This window comes from bacterium (assembly GCA_037147175.1).
In the GTDB taxonomy this organism is placed as follows: Bacteria; Cyanobacteriota; Vampirovibrionia; order Gastranaerophilales; family UBA9971; genus UBA9971.
This window is the reverse complement of record JBAWVS010000008.1, coordinates 14738-31892: the sequence shown is the minus strand read 5'-3', so window position 1 is coordinate 31892 and position 17155 is coordinate 14738. Positions and strand designations below refer to the sequence as shown.

Here is a 17155-nt window from a genome sequence, read left to right as displayed (position 1 = left end):
AATTAAATTATACTAAAATTTTTAAATTATATTTATTTCATGGGTGGGAATTTTATTAACTCTTAATAATTCACTAATTCCTACGTTTGGAACCCAGAGAATTTCATCTTCATTCGCAAGCAGCAAAAGCTTATCCCTTTCAAATTCTGGAATCCCTTTGTTTATCAAATATTTTTTGAGTTTTGTTTTCTCTTTCATGCCGAAAGGCTGAATTTTGTCGCCTTCTCTTCTTGTTCTCAAAACCAAGGGGAGTTTTATACTGTTCAAATCCACATAAGCTTTTTTATCTGTTTTTTTCGGGAATTCTTTCGGTGGTTCACCTTCCCATGTCTTGATTTTAAGTGTCAGGTTCAATGAGGAAAAAAACGTATCCCCGTTAATATTTACAGCTGTAATTTCAGGAATTTTATCGGATGTGATATGGTCAATTATTCTTATTTCTGATGAAGAAACAAACAGCCACCTGTTTTTTTGCAGAGAAATTGTATTTCCTGATTTCAAATTTGAACTTTCTTTAACAAAATTCAGGTTTTCTGCAATTTTTTCATAATTATATTCAATATTATTTTTTATAAAAAAGTCAAATAAAATCCTTTTTTGTAAAGAATGAGATAGGTTTAAGAACTTCGGAGTAGAAATAACGTTTTTTTCTAAAGATATGTCAGTATTTATCAAGCTTAAATATTCTTCTATTAACTCTTCTGACTCTTTTGAAATCGTAGAAAGCCTCAGAATGGCGTTTTCTATGCCGGAATTATATGTTTTTAGTTCAGGTATAAGATTTAACCTGATTTTATTTCTTAAATACTTTTCCTGAAGATTACTTGAGTCGAGGCTTGGAGTAATATTATTTTCTTTGCAGTATTCAATGTTTTCTTCTCGTAATATTTCCAACAAGGGTCTGTATATAGCAGGAAATTCATCCTGATATCTGACTTCGGGTATGCCTTTGAGTCCTGAAATCCCTGTACCTTTAATTATTCTGTAAAGAACAGTTTCTATTTGATCCGAAAGAGTATGACCTGTTATTATTGCAGTTGCTTTTGTCGATGCAGAAATTTTGTTAAAAAATTTATAACGCTGGTTTCGTGCTTCTTCTTCTGTGTGAGGCAGATTTTCAGGCAGTGTTTCACTGAAAAATTCAAGATTTCTTTCTAAACAAAATTGTTTTGCGCTTAATTCCTCTTTTTGCGATTCTTTTCCTCTCCAATTATGATTCAAATGCCCTGCTATAAGCTTGAATCCGTATTCTTGAGATAACCCGAACAAAACATCGAGAAGGCAGGCGGAATCAATCCCTCCGGAAAAGCCCAGAAGAAGTATCTGGTTTTTATCCGTCAGATTATACTTCTTCAGGTAATTTAGTACCTTTTCTTTAATTTTTAAACTATTTGATGACATATAAAAATATTGCCATAAAAATTTTTTTAGTGGAGTATAAACTAAAATGAGTTTGTATTTTCGAAAACTCATCGTTTCCGAAAATAACGCTCCCACTAGAGAATAGCGCTTTTCTGAAGGTTGTTAAAATTCTGAATTTGTTTTTGAAGCGGTATAAACAATATAAAAGTAATATTAAGTTTTTTTACGACAATAAAGTTTTTATTGTAGTTTTTTTAAAAACATGCCGACATGTAGCATGTAAAAATAAGTAATCCCAGTTAATTCAATATATACAACAGTTGAAAGAGTATTATTTAAAATGACAAGTGTATTAGCGCAGGATGATAAGATATTGAGATTAGTAGGACTTGAACTTATGTTCAGCAATCCTCAAAACAGAACTTTTGCCGAAGGAATTACTGCTCTTGAACTTGCCAGAAAAATTAATTTAAAGATTGATATAGTTAAGAAAAAGTTAAACATATTAAAAGAAAAAGGTATAGTACGTTCATCAGGTGTAAGCCCTAAATACTGGCTTTTTGATGATTACGGGTTTCAAAAAATAGAAGAAGATGACCCTGTTTATATATTGCTGTGCAATTTTGATGATGTAGATTTTTGCCGATTTTTTGAATATTAATTTGATTTTAATTTAAACCTGAATAGATTGCCATATTAGCCCTTTGTGCTTCTTCGCAATGTCCGGCCGATTAATTTATTCGGCAATTCGAGTGTATTAGAATTTGTCCGGTTAAAAATTTTGTAAATAAAAATTTCCAATAAAAAAGCTATGATCTTTTTCAAGAAAGCATAGCTAGATAGGGATATGTGTATCGTCGTCTTCTAAGGAGTACATGTAAATATTAACAGTCCATCTTTCGTATAACATCGTCTATTTTTATGAAAGCTGGTGTTATAATGTTATTTTATGTATTTATAGCCAAAATGCTTTAATTTTAGGCTTTCCAAGCTTAATGCATGCCTTTTTACCAAAAAAATCACTAAAATTTAATCATAAACTTAATTGATGAAAGTTTAAAAACCTCCTACTTTTGTTTGAGAAAATTAATTGATAAAATATAATTAAGTAATAAAAATAAAATTTTTTTGGGATATTACAAAATGCAAAAAAAATTTATCAGCGTTCTTTTTAGGTGCTGTAATGTATATAACAGAATTTATATAAACAAAGATGGAACCGCTTATGCAGGTTGGTGCCCGAAATGCCTAAAACCCGTAAAGTTTAAAATAGGTGAAGGCGGCACTGATACAAGGATTTTTGAAGTTTATTAGTCTGCAAAATTAAAGTTAAGCCTAAAAATCCGTATTTGCCTCTTTGTAAAGTTGATTTATTCCTGATTTTTTACTTTCAAATCTTTAAGTTTTTGTGCGGCTTTGCCGCTTTGGATAATTTCCGCCGCAAGTTTAATTCCTTCTTCAAGAGAATTTACGGCATTTCCCACCCACAAAAGCGCTGCGGAGTTGAGCAAAACTATCTCTAATTTTGCTCCTGAAATTTTTCCGTTAAAAATATCTTCAATGATTTTTGCGTTAACTTCAGGAGAATCACCCTGTATAGCTTCTATCTCAGCTTGTTTTATCCCAAAATCTTCAGGATGAATTTCAAAATTATCAATTTTTCCGTTATTAAGTCTGGAAATAAAAGTTTTTCCGCAAGTACTTATTTCGTCCATCACGGGATTTAAGCCGTTTACGACAAGCGCTTTCTTGCAGCCAAGATTTTTTAAGGCTTCCGCAATTTTAGGGCATAATTCTTTGTTCGGAACCCCTATAACCTGACCGGGAGGAAAAGCTGGATTTGTCAAAGGACCGAGAATATTAAATATTGTCCTTATACCAAGTTCTTTTCTGACAGCATTTACATGAAAAGTGCATTTGTGAAAGTAGGGCGCATGTATAAAAGCTATATTATGTTTTGACAGATTTTTTTCAACCTCTTGAGGTGTTGTTAAAAGCTCTATTCCAAGAGATTGAATTACATTGCTGCTTCCGCATTTGCTCGTAAATCCAAAATTAGAATGCTTTGCAACCGTTACCCCTGCCGCAGAAGTTAAAATTGCCGATGCAGTTGAGATATTAAAAGTATTTGTTTTATCTCCGCCTGTCCCGCAAGAATCTACAATATTATCAACTTCTTGTGTGTTAATTTTTAAAGCTTTTTCTCTCATTTTTTGCGCAAAACCAAATATTTCTTCGGAAGTTATTTCTTTTGTGTTGAAAGAAACAAGCAAATCAGCAATTTGAGACGGCAAAACTTCTCCGGTAGACATTAATTCTATCAATTCTCCGGCTTCTTTAGATGTAAGGTTCTGCCCTGTTTTTATTTTTGAGAGATATTTTTTTAGCATTATTTTATTTTTTAAATTTTAAAAAATTTGAGAGCAGTTTTTTGCCTGATTTTGTCAAAATTGACTCAGGATGAAACTGAATCCCCACAAGATTTTTAAAATCCTTGTGCCTCACTGCCATAATAATATTATCAGAAGTCCAGGCAATTATTTTTAAAGGAGTTTCTTTGGCGGAATTCCTGTCAATTATCAAAGAATGGTACCTTGTAGCAGAAAAAGGGTTATCAATATCAGCAAACAAAGGCTCATCAGTATCGTGAATTATTTCAGAAATCTTGCCATGCATTAAATAAGGAGCTCTTACAACTTTTGCTCCAAAAACCTGCCCAATCGTTTGATGCCCGAGACAAACCCCGAGAATTGGAACAGATCCTGCCAGATTTTTAATCACATCTATTGAAATACCTGATTCATCAGGAGTTCCCGGGCCGGGAGAAATTATAATATGCGAGGGATTAAGTTTTTTTATTTCATCAACAGAAATCGCATCATTCCTGAAAACCTGACACTCTGCGCCAAGCTCGCCCAGATACTGGACAAGATTGTAGGTAAAGGAATCATAATTATCAATTACAAGTATCATATTTTAAAGCCTGCTTTTTATAATGAATTTATTATATCATTTTTGTTAATCTTACCAAAACCTTTTTTAGCTGAAGTCTTGTATTTTCTATATCTTCAGAATTATTTATAACAAAATCAGCTTTCCTGATTTTTTCTTCCTGCGGTATTTGTGCCGCCAATCTCTTTTGAGCAGCGTCCTCTGAAAGATTGTTTCTTAGCAAAAGCCTTTCTTTTCTGATTTTATAATCTGCAATAACAAGTAAAACGCAATCAAAATAAACTTCCCACCCTGTTTCATAAAGTTGAGGAACGGACACAGCAAGGATTTTTTCTTTTTCATTTTCCTGAAAGAATTTATCTACAACTTTTTTAACTTCAGGATGGAGAATTTTTTCAAGTTTTTCGAGTTTGGTTTTATCGTTAAAAACTATATCACCAACTTTTTTACGATTAATTTTGCCTTCTTTGTCTTTAACCTCGTTATCAAAGAGATTGTTAACTTTATCAATAATTTCTTTATCTGAAGAAAGAAGCTCATGCACAATTTCATCTGTGTCAATTGTTATGACTCCTAGCTCATGAAGCAAGGATTCTATTAAAGTTTTTCCTGCTGCTATATTTCCGGTAATTGCAAGTTTTATCATTTTATATTCACTAATTGTTGTATAATTTCCTTAATAATTACATAAAAATCCCATGAAAATAAATATGCATAATAAAAATATTCACGAAAAATACATGAAAGAATGTCTTGAGCTGGCAAAGACGGCAGAGGGATGTGTTTCCCCTAATCCCCTTGTGGGTTCAATAGTTCTTGATAAAAACGGCAACGTGGTCGGCAGAGGGTGCCATGAAAGATACGGAGAGCTTCATGCCGAGATAAATGCGCTTAATCAGGCAGGAAATAAGGCAGCAGGCGGAACTATTTACGTAAGTCTGGAACCGTGTTCCCATTACGGAAAGACTCCTCCTTGCATTGACAGGATTATCGCAGAAAAAATCAAGACTTTGGTGGTCGGAATGACGGATCCCAACCCTCTGGTTTCAGGAGAAGGAATCCAAAAAGCAAAAAATGCAGGAATAGAAGTCATAGAAGCTGTTTTAACCAAAGAATGTGAAAAAATAAATGAAATTTTTATAAAAAATATAACTCAAGACAAACCCTTTATTGTCGTGAAAACTGCATCAACTATTGACGGAAAAATTGCAACTTCAGCGGGAAGCAGTAAATGGATAACTTCTGAAGTCGCAAGAGAAGAAGTTCAAAGGTTAAGAAATAAATATGATGCTGTTATTACAGGCTCTAACACAGTAATTGTTGATAATCCAAGCTTAACATGCCGCAAAGAAGGCTTTCGAAATCCTGTAAGAGTTATTATAGACTCGCAATTAAAAACATCGCCTGATTCAAAAGTTTACAATGCCAATAATACAAAAGTAATTATTGCTGTATCAAAAAATGTTGACAAAAATAAATTAAAAATTTATCCTGAATATGTAGAAATAATTAAATGTCCGCTTAATCAGGATAATAAAATTGATTTGGAGTATTTAGTCCAAAAACTCTATCACAAAAAGATTTTTAGTATTCTGGTTGAAGCAGGTGGAAATTTAAACAGTGCTTTTTTAAAATATAATCTTATTAATAAAGTCTATTTCTTCATTGCGCCAAAAATTACCGGCGATAATTCTTCTAAAAGCTCTTTTGAAGGGCTTCAGATTAAAAACATCTCTGAAAGCAAAACATTTAGTTTTGGTGAAATTAAAACTTTTTCTCCCGATATAATGATAGAAGGATATTTGAATTGAGAGAGATAAAAAAAAGCAAAAATAGTGAGAAAAGACACATAGAAAACCCTTTTTTGCTGGCTATTCTTGTTTTTTCATTGGCATATCTTATAAATTATTTGCTGGACTTAGACGGTACAAAAATTTTCTTTAACTGGTGCGGCTATTATTTTAATTTAAGCTTATACTGGTTAAATTCTGTCCTTCAACCTGCTTTTAAAAATCATCCTTACATAAGGATACCTGTGCTTGTAAATCCTATGACTCCTGAATTTATGGCAATTATTAACCCGTGGATGTGGCTAAGAGGCTTTACTTTAGGCTCATTTGTCGTAGGTCAGACGGGAACTCTTTTGCATGTAAAAATAATAAAGTCAAAAAATATTGCTTTTGCTGCAATTATAATAGGTGTTCTTCAATTATGTTTGTACGCTTGCCCTTATTTAACCGAATTTTCACAGCAGGTTTTAAATTTTGTAATACAAAAATTTTATATTAATATTTTTGTGCTGGTCTTTGTTTGCATTATAGGACTTGTCCTCGGTGTAGTATATGCAGATTACTTGTTGAGAAGTGAAAAAATCGGGATATACAGCAACAATAAAGGCACTCCAAAGATAAAATATACGGATAAATTTGACTGGTAAGCAATGTAGGATAGTATTTGATATATGTATGGTTATGTAATATTTACTGATATAGAAAAATACAGTGCATTAAAAGATGCTGATTTAAAAATTTTTTTTAATAAAATTATTCCTGTAATTTTTGAAGAATTAAAAACTTATAAAGAATCGGCAATTATTTGGAATACATGGGGCGATGCAATATTTGCCATCTATGACAAAGCCGAAACGGCAATTAATATGGCTCTTGCATACAGAGAGGCGTTTAATAAAATTGATTTTGAGTCTTTTGGTATTAAAAAATTAAATCCCAGAATTGCAGGCAATTTTGGAGAGTTCGAATTAGCTTTTGATCCTGTTTCCGGAAAGTCAAATGTTCATGGCACGCTGGTAAATATTACTGCAAGAATTGAGCCCGTTACAACCCCCGGTGAAATTTTTGTCACAAAAGAATTCAGGGATATGTCTATATCAAGTTATGACAAGGTTGATAATGTAAGATTTGAAGATATGGGAGAAATAAAACTCCCTAAAAATGCAGGCGCGCTAAATCTTTACAGATTGTGCAAAAGAGCAGAAACTTTAATGAAACCTGCAGGATTTCTTATCCCTAATATAGATTACAATATTCAGGCTCCCATTAAAAATCCCGAATTTAAATCCTCTGAAAAATCAATAGAGCAGCGACTTAACGAGAATTTAAATAAAAAAGTTTCGTCTGACGAAAAGCTAAATAGAATAGCAAACTCTTTAAAAGAAGAAAAGCCTTTAAAGATAGAAAAAACAAATTTTATAGCAAATTTAATTCAAAATTTTAAAACTGATAAAAATTCTCAAATTAATAAAAATTTTAAAACTAATAAAAATTCTAAAAATTCTAAAAATTTTCAGGGAGAAAATCCTTTTTTTATCGCTTTGCTTATTTTTATCTTTGCAATGGTTACAAATTTTATTTTGGAGACTGATTTTTCGAAAAATTTGTTTAATTATATCGGTTATTATTTCAATTTGACTTTGTATAATATAAATATGTCTGCGTTAAACCCTTTTGCCAAACCTGAATTTATCGCAAGTCTTAATCCATGGATGTGGCTGAGAAGCTTTGTAATAAGCTCATTTATAGTGGGACGTTCTATCTCGTTTTTTCAAAAAAAAGTTTTAAAGTTTAAAAATATTGTTATTGTTCCGTTTATAGTAGTGCTTTTGTATTTATGTTTATACGTTTTGCCAAATAACTATGCGCCTTCAACTTTGTTTTTTATGCAGAATTTTTATATGAGCATATTTTTATTATGGCTTGCTTGCACTGCAGGGGTTTCGATGTTATAGAATATTGCATCAATTTATTTAAGCAGGTTTTTTATTTTTTAGATTCATTTATAAAGTTTTTTGCAAGATTTACGGGGATGGCAAAGCCAATTCCTATATTTGATTTATTATTGTCGGGATTATAAATAGACTGGTTGATTCCTATAACTTCTCCGTCAGTGTTTAATAAAGGTCCGCCTGAGCAGCCGGGATTTATGGCTGCGTCTGTTTGGATTTTGTTTTTGGTTTTATCAACCCTGCTGACTATGCCTTCAGTAAGGGTTCTGCTAAAACCAAAAGGATTTCCGATTGCGAGGACTTTTTGACCCACTTTGATTCTTGAAGAGTCACCAAGTTTAATTACGGAAAGATTTTTTTTGGGTTTTATTTTAATAAGTGCAAAATCTCCGGTTTCTGTGTCGCTTATAATTTGTCCGTCGTATTTTTCTCCGTTAGACAGTGTTATTTTTATTTTTTTATGTCCTTCTATAACATGACCGCTAGTTAAAATTGTTCCTGCCTGATCCACGATAAATCCTGTTCCGCTTGATATTCCGTCATTTATATCAACATCAACTGAAACGATGGAAGGGGAAACATTTTCGTATACATTAATGGTATTTAGTTCATCATTGGTGTAATTTTCAGCAAAAGTTGGCTGTCCGTTAAGAATAGAAATTAACATAATGGCAGCAACTAAACTTTTTGCGCTTTTATAAAAATATTTCAATTTTGACATGTCCTAAAACTCCAACTCCGAATCTTAAAGTTTAAAAATATTAAAATTCCGTATAGGCTACGGTTTTTTCTTGATAGTATTATTTATTTGTTTCTAATAAAAAGCTATAATCCTGATGTTGATAAAAATACTGATAATTTAATACTGCTTTATAAGTAAGTATTTTGTCTAATGCTTTTATAAATATTCACTTTTAGGGTAATTTATTGTATATTTTATGACATGAATCCTATAAAAGAAAATCAAAAAATTAAAATAATTCCCGGTAATATAGAAAATTTTTCAATGGGACTAATAACTTCTGTGCAAGAAGATTACTTTGTCGCGGAAATTAATAATACCTTAATGATGACACCGGGATTAGAGTTGGAAATATTAATTTCCGCAGAAGATTATATGATTTTGTTTATTTCAAAAATAAACAAAATAGAGAGCAATAATATATTTTTTGCCTATCCGCCAAAGTTTAAATATATCCAGAAGAGAGAATATCCCCGTATAAAAACAAATATACCTGTATTGCTAAAAAAGGCTGATGAAAATAATGAAGAAAAAGCAGTAATAATTAATATCGGAGGAGGCGGAATGCAATTTATCTCCCATGTTGACTGGTTATCTGCGACAGTCAGCATTCCGTGCAGCCAAAGTTTGCCTTTTGTTCTCGATAAACAAACCGCTAATATAAACTGTGTATTAAATGCACGGTTTACTTTGCCAAATAAAAAAGAAATAAATACTTTATTTGATGTTTTAAGGGTAGAGAAAGAAAATAAAAAATTTACTTTCTCCGGCAAATTTAAAACAATTTCGAATTTTGATAAAACAACTATTATACAATTTTGTTTTAAGCGCGAAATAGAGTCAAAATATAAAAAGCAAAATGGAGGCAATAAATCATCAAATTATCAGCCCAAATAGCAGGAATTTTTTCTTGCTGCACTATATTAGGAATAGGATCTATAGTATTATTAAAAGAAATGTCTCTTGACTATAATACAGTAATATATGCGTGCTTATACAGTGTTTTGGGAGCTATAATCGCGGGTCTTTTCGGGTTTTTTATAGGAAAAATTTTAGAAACGGCAAACAATTCAAATAAAAAAAACAATTATAGACATTCGAAAAAATTTGCCGGAAAAGAATCTGATGACAATGAAGACACTTAACTTTAAATAAAATTTATAATAATTATATTGAAGGTCAGTATGAATTTATGAAAAAAGTAAAAGGAACAAAAGTAGCATTAGTAAGTAAATTTACGCTTATTATTGGCGTTTCTGTTTTTATTACAGTCCTTTTTATTTCTGCATATAATCTTTCTGCCGCAGCACCGATTCTTAGGCAGTTTAAAATTGATAAAAATCAACAATTTTCCTCAATTTCAAATATTTTGTACAGTTCTGCAAATATTGATCTTAATACAGGAAGTGATTTCAGTAATTCTTATAAATTGGCAAAAAATCTTGTTGAAAACAATATGGTTCTATATGCAGCATTAATAGATAAAAATACTAAAAAATATGTATGGACCACTGTTGATAATATTGTCGGAACAAAGGCAAATATGAATAATCTATGGCTGGACGGAGGATTTTCCAAAAAGTTTACTAATCTTAATTTTGAAGATATTCAACAAAATAGTTATAATCTTGGCAATAAAATGCTTGTAATTTCATTTTATAATAACAGCTCTATAGTAAATCTTATAGACCTTTTGATAAGAGGCAATTTAACACTTTCATTGGTATTTATAATTTTTGGTTTTTGTGCGGCCTTTATACTTGCAAAAAATGTTACCGGTCCGATAATAAAGCTCGTAGAGGGAGCTGAAGAATTTTCACAGGGTAATTTAAAATACAGAACAGATGTAAAATCTGATGATGAAATAGGTTTGCTTTCAAAAGCTTTTAATGATATGGCAGATAAACTCAGTGATCTTTATAATTCACTTGAGCAAAAAGTTCTGGATAGAACACATGATTTGAGCAAAATAAATATTCAGCTTAAAAGAGCCAATAAAGAGATAAAAGATACCCAGTCAATGATTGTTCATAATGAAAAAATGAGATCACTCGGACAACTGGTTGCAGGTGTAGCCCATGAACTAAATAATCCGATTAATTTTATCTACGGTAACCTTTTGCACTTAAAAAAATACTCAAATGATTTTATTGAAATAATTAACAAATACGAAGCTATTCAAAAACAATTCCCCGAAGATAAATTTAAAGAAGTAGAAAAATTAAAACAAGACCTTGAGTATGACTTTATCGTGGAGGATCTTGAATTGCTGCTCAAAAGCTGTTACGACGGTGCCGAACGTTCAAAACAAATTATAATTGACCTTAAAAATTTCTCAAGACTTGATGAAGCGCAGATTAAAGAAGTTGATATTCATGAAGGAATAGACAGTGCTTTAAATATTCTTGAAAGTAAATATAAGGGCAGAGTTACTATCAATAAACAATACGGAATGATTCCAAATGTTATGTGTTATGCAGGACAAATAAATCAAGTATTTATGAATATTCTTGATAATGCAACACAAGCCATAGAAGGTGACGGCAATATTTATATAAGGACAAAGATTGAAGATCAAAATGTAATAATAGAATTTGAAGACACAGGCGCAGGTATTGCCGAAGATGTAATTCCAAAAATATTTGATCCGTTTTTTACCACAAAACCGGTAGGAGAAGGGACAGGTTTAGGGTTATCAATTTGTTACAAAATAATTAGAAGTCATAATGGTAAAATGGAAGTAGAAAGCGAAAAAGGTAAAGGAACCAAATTTATAATAGAAATCCCGATTAATTGGACGGCTCAAAATGAAGAAAATAGTGGAAAGCAAACAGAAGTATTGTGATAAATGAAATATAATATACTGGTTACAGATGACGAAATAGATAATTTGCAGTTGTTCAAAAGAACTTTGCGAAGCAATTATAATGTGTTTCTTGCCAATTCAGGATTTGAGGCGCTTGAAATTCTCAAAAGCAATAAGATTGATATGATTATATCTGATCAAAAAATGCCCGGCATGGATGGCGTTGAGCTTCTCAAAAAAACTTTAAATTATGCTCCTGATGCGGTAAGAATTTTGATTACTGCTTATACTGATTCCTCCAGCTTAATCAGAGCTATTAATGAAGGCAAAATTCACAGATATTTGGGAAAACCGTGGAATGCCAATGATTTATTAAATGTAATTGAAGCAAGTTTTGAAGTTTATCAGTTAAATATTGATAATCAGAGTCTTGCACTCGATTTAAAAGAATTGTTTTCCGGAACTATTTCTGCAATTACTGAAGCACTTGATGCAAAAGACCATTATACCTTTGGTAGAAGCAAAAGAGTTACTTATTATTCGCTAAAAACAGGTGAAGCTCTTGGTTTGTCCGATACAGATCTTAGTGAGCTGGAGCTTGCAGGGCTTTTACATGATATAGGAATGATAGGAGTATCTGAAAATATTTTAAATAAACCGGATAATCTTAATGCGGAAGAGTTTGACGAAATAAAGAAACATGTTCTAACAGGCGTTAAAATACTTGAAGAAATTAAACAGTTGCGCTCTGTTATTAGGATTGTTAATTTTCACCATGAAAAGTATGATGGAAATGGTTATCCCTATGGAGTAACAGGGGAGGAAATTCCTATAGAAGCACAAATAATTGCAATTGCAGATGCCTATGACGGGATGACTTCCGACAGAGCATATCGTAAAGGAATTTCTCATGAAAAAGCAGTTGAAGAAATAAAAAAAGCAGCAGGAACTCAATTTTCTCCTAAAGTTGTAGAAGCTTTTCTTAAAATTGCATTAAATGCAAAAGAAGAAATAAAGAATATTGACTTATTCACAAGTAATCAATAGAAAGTGCTGTTTAAATAACCGAAAACAGGCTGTATAAACGATCCTGTATTTCGTTTTCGTCGATTTCTTCTGTAAGCTTATTTATATCTATTGCCATTTGATAATATTTAGCAGCACCTGATTTGTTTTTCATGGCTTGATAGCATCTTCCTTTGTTGTAATAAGCAAGAGCATAGTTTGGATTATGTTTTATTGCTTTTGTAAACATAATAACAGCTTCTTCAGGACTGTTTGTTCCATCAAGATAAACAACTCCAAGATTATTGAAAGCTATTTCATATTTCGGATTTAAACTTATAGCTTTATGATAAGCAATTATTGATTCTTCGATACAATCTTTTTCCCACAGTGCCAATCCTAAATTGCAATATAATTTTGGAATATCCGGATCAAGTTTTATCGCATTGCAATAACAGTCAATAGCGTTATCAAGATCGTTTCTGTCTTGATATACTTCTCCGAGGGCTATAAAAGCATCTATATTTTTCGGGTCAAGCACTATTGCTGTTTGGTATGCAACAATAGTTGCATCCATATTATCTTTAACCTGATGATAAATTGCACCGAGAGCCTGAGAAACTATAGAAGTCCATTCATTATCGGGGTTCAGTCTTATTGCTTTCTGGTATTCGGAAATTGCTCCGTCATAATCCTGAAGCTGAACAAGCGCATAAGCAAGACTATTATGATAAAAACCATTATCAGGTTCGAGTTCAATAGCCCTCTTAAAGGAATTAACCGCACTGAATTTATCTTCTTTTCTGAGATATAAATGTCCTAATTCGTAGAACAAACTCGAATTTATAGGTTCTAATCGAGCAATTTGTTTATAACAGTCGATTATTTCTTCCATATTATTTTTATCGAAATTCTGAAGAACTTCAGCAAGTTTTGCCCATAGGACAATATCATCCTGAGCTGTTAAAAGAGCTTCTCTATAAAAATCGGCTGCTTTCTGGGGATTTTGAAGTTCCACTAAAAGATCGCCAATTTTTGAGTAAAATAAATCTTTTTTGCCTGTACAAAATGCCGCTTTTTCGTAAATTTCAATAGTTTTTGCATAATTTCCGGTCTTTTTATAAAAGCCCGCATTAAATTTATGCCAGAAGATAGAAAAATCCTCAGCATTGCTCTTATAAAGCATTCTGATTATGTCATAATCGTAGGATGCAGTTATTACTCCCGATAAAAAATAATGAATCCCGTAGATAAAAGAAGGCAAACTGAATTCTGTTTGTTGCAATCTTTGTATTATTGTTAGACCCAGGGCAATTCTTGGCTTAGAAGACTTTAATCCTGCGAGTTTGATAGAAATTTTAAAAGCTTTTTCAGCTTCTTTGTAATTCCCCGCTGCTTTCAAAAAATATCCGAGGTAAAGTCTTGCATTAGAGGATTTTGGATCAAGCTCGATTGCTTTTTTGCATTTTTGTATAGCAGAATTTATATCAATATCACCTTTTTCCCACAATAAACTGGCAAGTTTATAATAAACATGGGGGATAGAAGGGTTGATTTCCATAGCTTCAAGATAGTACACGAGAGCTTTATCAAGATCATTTTGATTTGATCTTATAAGATAATTTTCATGTGATTTTTGGGCTAAATCCAAAATATGATTAATATCTGCGCCTGAATAAACAGGGATTTGGCTGTATAGGGTTTCTTTCAGCATCCAAATTTCCTCAATAAACATTCATATCATTTTGGGGTGTCAATATAAGAGCCGATCTTGCTAAAATATTAAAATTAATATATATAAGCTTTTAAGGCTCGTTTAGGGACTGCGGTTAAAATCATAAACGGCTTGTTTGACAAGGCGGTTCTGATTTTAACAAGACAGCTTCTAAAGCAAAAACAAAGTCTTTACCATTCCAAAATTGAGAAACGTATCTCATTATCTATATCGGACATTCTTAACAAAACTTTATAGTTTTTTTAAAAAAGTAATGATTTTAATTGAGATTTGAATTGTAATAGGTTTAATAGTAATAAATTGCAATTTATCCTTAAAGAGTAATAATGGTATAAGCCTTTAATAAATTTCGGAGGTTGGAAGTGTCAAATATTCTTGAAACAGAAAATATACTTAAGCTAGCTAAAGAAGTGTTTATAATTGAAGCAGAATCAATTACAAATCTTATAGAAAAACTTGGACAGCCCTTTGAAGAAGCTATAAACTTGCTTTATAACTGTAAAGGAAGAGTTATCGTTACAGGCATGGGTAAATCAGGACTTATCGGAAAAAAAATTGCAGCAACCTTTTCCAGTACAGGAACTCCGTCATATTTTCTTCATCCTGCAGAAAGTACTCACGGTGATTCCGGTGTTATAACAAGAGAAGATATAGTGCTTGCGATTTCAAACAGCGGGGAAACTTCTGAATTACTTCAGCTTTTGCCGTTAATCAAAAGATTTGGCGTGAAAATGATTTCAATGACAGGAAAATTAAATTCAACACTTGCTAAAAAAAGCGAGGTTACTCTTGATGTTTCAGTGGAAAAAGAAGCCTGTCCTCTTAATCTCGCCCCTACTGCAAGTACTACAGCTACTCTTGCTATGGGAGATGCTCTTGCAGTATGTCTTCTGGAAAAAAGAGGCTTCAGTGCCGAAGATTTTTTACTTTTTCATCCTTCAGGCTCTTTAGGAAAAGGTGTTTTTTGGAAAGTCGAAGACCTTATGATCAAAGAAGAAAAATTGCCTGTTGTTAGTATGGAAAACGATTTTCGTGAAGCTATTCGTGAAATCACCGACAAAAAACTCGGAGTAACTATAGTTGTTGATGAAAACGGAATTTTAAAAGGGCTGTTAACAGATGGTGACATAAGAAGAGCTTTGCAAAAATACACCGACATTTCCGGTTTAAAAGTTAAAGATGTAATGACTATGGGGGCAAAAATCATTGAAAAAGATGCTTTTGCTGCACAGGCTCTGCAAATTATGGAAAAATTTTCTATAACTTCTTTAATAATAACTAAACCAAATGGAATTCCGGAAGGAATCCTTCATATTCACAGTCTTTTAAAAGCAGGGGTGGCATGACAATGATTCAGAACCAAAAAATAGACAATCTTGAACAAAAACTTGCAAAAATAAAACTTGTGGCTTTTGATGTTGACGGTGTGTTGACTAACGGGGAAATAATTTATTCTGAAAGTGGCGAAGAATTAAAGATTTTCAACGCAAAAGATGGTCATGGCATTGTTATGTTGAATTATAAAGGATTTACAACCGCTATAATCACTGCAAGAAAAACTACAGTAGTTGACAGAAGAGCAAAAGACCTCGATATAACCCATGTTTATCAGGGAGCAAAAAATAAATTAAATGCTTTACAGGATTTAATGGAAAAATATAATCTTGATTTGTCAGAAATTGCTTATGTTGGCGATGATATGCCTGATGTTTGTATTCTTGATAAGGTCGGGCTTGCTTTTTGCCCCAATGATGCAGCAAAAGAAGTTAAGAAAATTTGTCATTTTATTTCTTCAAAAGACGGTGGCAGAGGTGCGGTAAGAGAGATTTCCGATTTTATCCTTTCAGGAATTAAAGATAAAACTCTTGTTTGATAGGTGATTAATGCAGGATTATAAGCTCTTTGATTTTGAAAACCCTTTTTAGAATAAGTGTAATAAACTTAACCAGTTTAACCTGATTTGGTCTATAATCTTTTTCGCGAAGTTGAAACCACATAGATACTACTTTTATCAATGTTTTGATTATAGACAATTTTTCATTTGCTTTTAATTTTTTTGACCACAAAATCAAGTTAATACATTCAGATAAAAAAGGGCGATATTCTAATAATCTGCCTTTTTGGGGTTTCAAGGGTTTACATTTGTATTCAGTTCCTTCAATACCGTCTGTAAAATATATTTTGTCAGGGATTATAATAAAATCGTTATTTATCAGTAGTTTTAAAATAAAATAATAACTAACTTTATCAAAATCCCATTTAGTTTTTAAAAAATATAAAATACTTTCTCTGTGGTGCAAACCATAAAACATAATGTCTGAATGTGCATTTAAAAAATTTATAATACGCCTGTGCAAAGATAATTTGTCGCTCAAGTCGGGCATTTTAAATATTTCTGTTTTCTGATTTTCTCTATATAAAGACTTAAAACCTGTAAAAACAGATTCTTTGTTTTTTACTTTTGACAGACAAATTTCAATAAACTCGGGATGCCATTCATCATCATCCGCCGCCCACATAAAATATTCACCGGAAGCTTTTTCAAGTACAAATTTGAAATTATAAACTACTCCAATATTTTTATTCTGTTTAAAATATTTAATCCTGTTATCTTTTTCAGCGTATTCTTTTGCGATTTTCTCAACTTGAGAATCAGGTGAACAATTATCAGAAATTATTATTTCAAGATTTTTATATGTTTGATTTGTTATGTACTCAAGAGTGTTTTTTAGCCCTTCAGGTCTGTTATAAGTAAATATACCAACACTAATAAGTCTTTGTTGCTCAGATTCATTTTGCATTATTCTAGTC

General features: G+C 31.9%; 18 protein-coding genes. 11 read left to right on the top strand and 7 right to left on the bottom strand.

Annotated elements, in window-relative coordinates; all coding sequences use genetic code 11:
* Positions 1-21: 21 nt before the first annotated feature.
* Positions 22-1401: a tRNA lysidine(34) synthetase TilS gene (tilS, locus tag WCG23_03370; GenBank protein MEI8388907.1), complete on the bottom strand. Its 1380-nt coding sequence runs from the start codon at positions 1399-1401 to the stop codon at positions 22-24.
* A 301-nt stretch (positions 1402-1702) separates the two neighbouring features.
* Between tilS and WCG23_03365 the strand changes: the two genes are divergently transcribed.
* Entirely contained in the window at positions 1703-2023 is a 321-nt protein-coding gene (locus WCG23_03365; GenBank protein MEI8388906.1) for a hypothetical protein, read from the top strand.
* 482 nt (positions 2024-2505) lie between these two features.
* Entirely contained in the window at positions 2506-2676 is a 171-nt protein-coding gene (locus WCG23_03360; protein MEI8388905.1) for a hypothetical protein, read from the top strand.
* A 56-nt stretch (positions 2677-2732) separates the two neighbouring features.
* On the opposite strand, the gene trpD is transcribed toward WCG23_03360, so the two are convergent.
* From trpD to coaE, 3 genes are read right to left on the bottom strand one after another with little or no spacing between them, the layout of a single operon-like run.
* A complete protein-coding gene (trpD, locus tag WCG23_03355; GenBank protein MEI8388904.1) occupies positions 2733-3752 on the bottom strand; it encodes an anthranilate phosphoribosyltransferase in 1020 nt (339 codons plus the stop codon).
* A gap of 4 nt (positions 3753-3756) precedes the next feature.
* Positions 3757-4335, bottom strand: a complete 579-nt coding sequence (locus tag WCG23_03350; GenBank protein MEI8388903.1) for an aminodeoxychorismate/anthranilate synthase component II — start codon at positions 4333-4335, stop codon at positions 3757-3759.
* 31 nt (positions 4336-4366) lie between these two features.
* Positions 4367-4960 carry a dephospho-CoA kinase gene (gene coaE, locus WCG23_03345; protein MEI8388902.1) on the bottom strand — a complete coding sequence of 198 codons (594 nt, stop codon included), beginning with the start codon at positions 4958-4960 and terminating at the stop codon, positions 4367-4369.
* A gap of 64 nt (positions 4961-5024) precedes the next feature.
* On the opposite strand from coaE, the gene ribD reads away from it, so the two are divergent.
* From ribD to WCG23_03330, 3 genes are read left to right on the top strand one after another with little or no spacing between them, the layout of a single operon-like run.
* Entirely contained in the window at positions 5025-6125 is a 1101-nt protein-coding gene (gene ribD, locus WCG23_03340) for a bifunctional diaminohydroxyphosphoribosylaminopyrimidine deaminase/5-amino-6-(5-phosphoribosylamino)uracil reductase RibD (protein MEI8388901.1), read from the top strand.
* Positions 6122-6751 carry a hypothetical protein gene (locus WCG23_03335; protein ID MEI8388900.1) on the top strand — a complete coding sequence of 210 codons (630 nt, stop codon included), beginning with the start codon at positions 6122-6124 and terminating at the stop codon, positions 6749-6751. Before ribD ends, WCG23_03335 begins: the two co-directional genes overlap by 4 nt.
* A gap of 24 nt (positions 6752-6775) precedes the next feature.
* Complete coding sequence (locus tag WCG23_03330; protein MEI8388899.1) at positions 6776-8059, top strand: adenylate/guanylate cyclase domain-containing protein; 1284 nt, start codon at positions 6776-6778, stop codon at positions 8057-8059.
* Between the two features lie 31 nt (positions 8060-8090).
* Here the strand turns inward: WCG23_03330 and WCG23_03325 are convergent, their stop codons facing one another.
* Positions 8091-8777, bottom strand: a complete 687-nt coding sequence (locus tag WCG23_03325) for a trypsin-like peptidase domain-containing protein (GenBank protein MEI8388898.1) — start codon at positions 8775-8777, stop codon at positions 8091-8093.
* A 222-nt stretch (positions 8778-8999) separates the two neighbouring features.
* Here WCG23_03325 and WCG23_03320 point away from each other — a divergent pair, with 222 nt between their 5' ends.
* The 4 genes from WCG23_03320 to WCG23_03305 are packed head-to-tail and all read left to right on the top strand — an operon-like array spanning position 9000 to position 12651.
* The gene (locus WCG23_03320) at positions 9000-9695 is read left to right on the top strand and encodes a PilZ domain-containing protein (GenBank protein ID MEI8388897.1); all 696 of its coding nucleotides are present in this window, start codon (positions 9000-9002) and stop codon (positions 9693-9695) included.
* A 59-nt stretch (positions 9696-9754) separates the two neighbouring features.
* Positions 9755-9943: a hypothetical protein gene (locus WCG23_03315; GenBank protein ID MEI8388896.1), complete on the top strand. Its 189-nt coding sequence runs from the start codon at positions 9755-9757 to the stop codon at positions 9941-9943.
* 47 nt (positions 9944-9990) lie between these two features.
* Positions 9991-11643, top strand: a complete 1653-nt coding sequence (locus tag WCG23_03310) for an ATP-binding protein (GenBank protein MEI8388895.1) — start codon at positions 9991-9993, stop codon at positions 11641-11643.
* A 3-nt stretch (positions 11644-11646) separates the two neighbouring features.
* Positions 11647-12651, top strand: a complete 1005-nt coding sequence (locus WCG23_03305) for an HD domain-containing phosphohydrolase (GenBank protein ID MEI8388894.1) — start codon at positions 11647-11649, stop codon at positions 12649-12651.
* Between the two features lie 10 nt (positions 12652-12661).
* Here WCG23_03305 and WCG23_03300 read toward each other — a convergent pair whose 3' ends face one another.
* On the bottom strand, positions 12662-14323 hold the full coding sequence (locus WCG23_03300; GenBank protein ID MEI8388893.1) for a tetratricopeptide repeat protein: 1662 nt from the start codon (positions 14321-14323) through the stop codon (positions 12662-12664).
* A 383-nt stretch (positions 14324-14706) separates the two neighbouring features.
* Between WCG23_03300 and WCG23_03295 the strand changes: the two genes are divergently transcribed.
* A complete protein-coding gene (locus WCG23_03295) occupies positions 14707-15690 on the top strand; it encodes a KpsF/GutQ family sugar-phosphate isomerase (GenBank protein ID MEI8388892.1) in 984 nt (327 codons plus the stop codon).
* A gap of 2 nt (positions 15691-15692) precedes the next feature.
* The gene (locus WCG23_03290) at positions 15693-16217 is read left to right on the top strand and encodes an HAD-IIIA family hydrolase (protein ID MEI8388891.1); all 525 of its coding nucleotides are present in this window, start codon (positions 15693-15695) and stop codon (positions 16215-16217) included.
* Positions 16218-16224: 7 nt separating this feature from the next.
* Here WCG23_03290 and WCG23_03285 read toward each other — a convergent pair whose 3' ends face one another.
* Positions 16225-17145, bottom strand: coding sequence for a glycosyltransferase family 2 protein (locus WCG23_03285; protein MEI8388890.1), 921 nt, complete (start codon positions 17143-17145; stop codon positions 16225-16227).
* Positions 17146-17155: the final 10 nt, after the last annotated feature.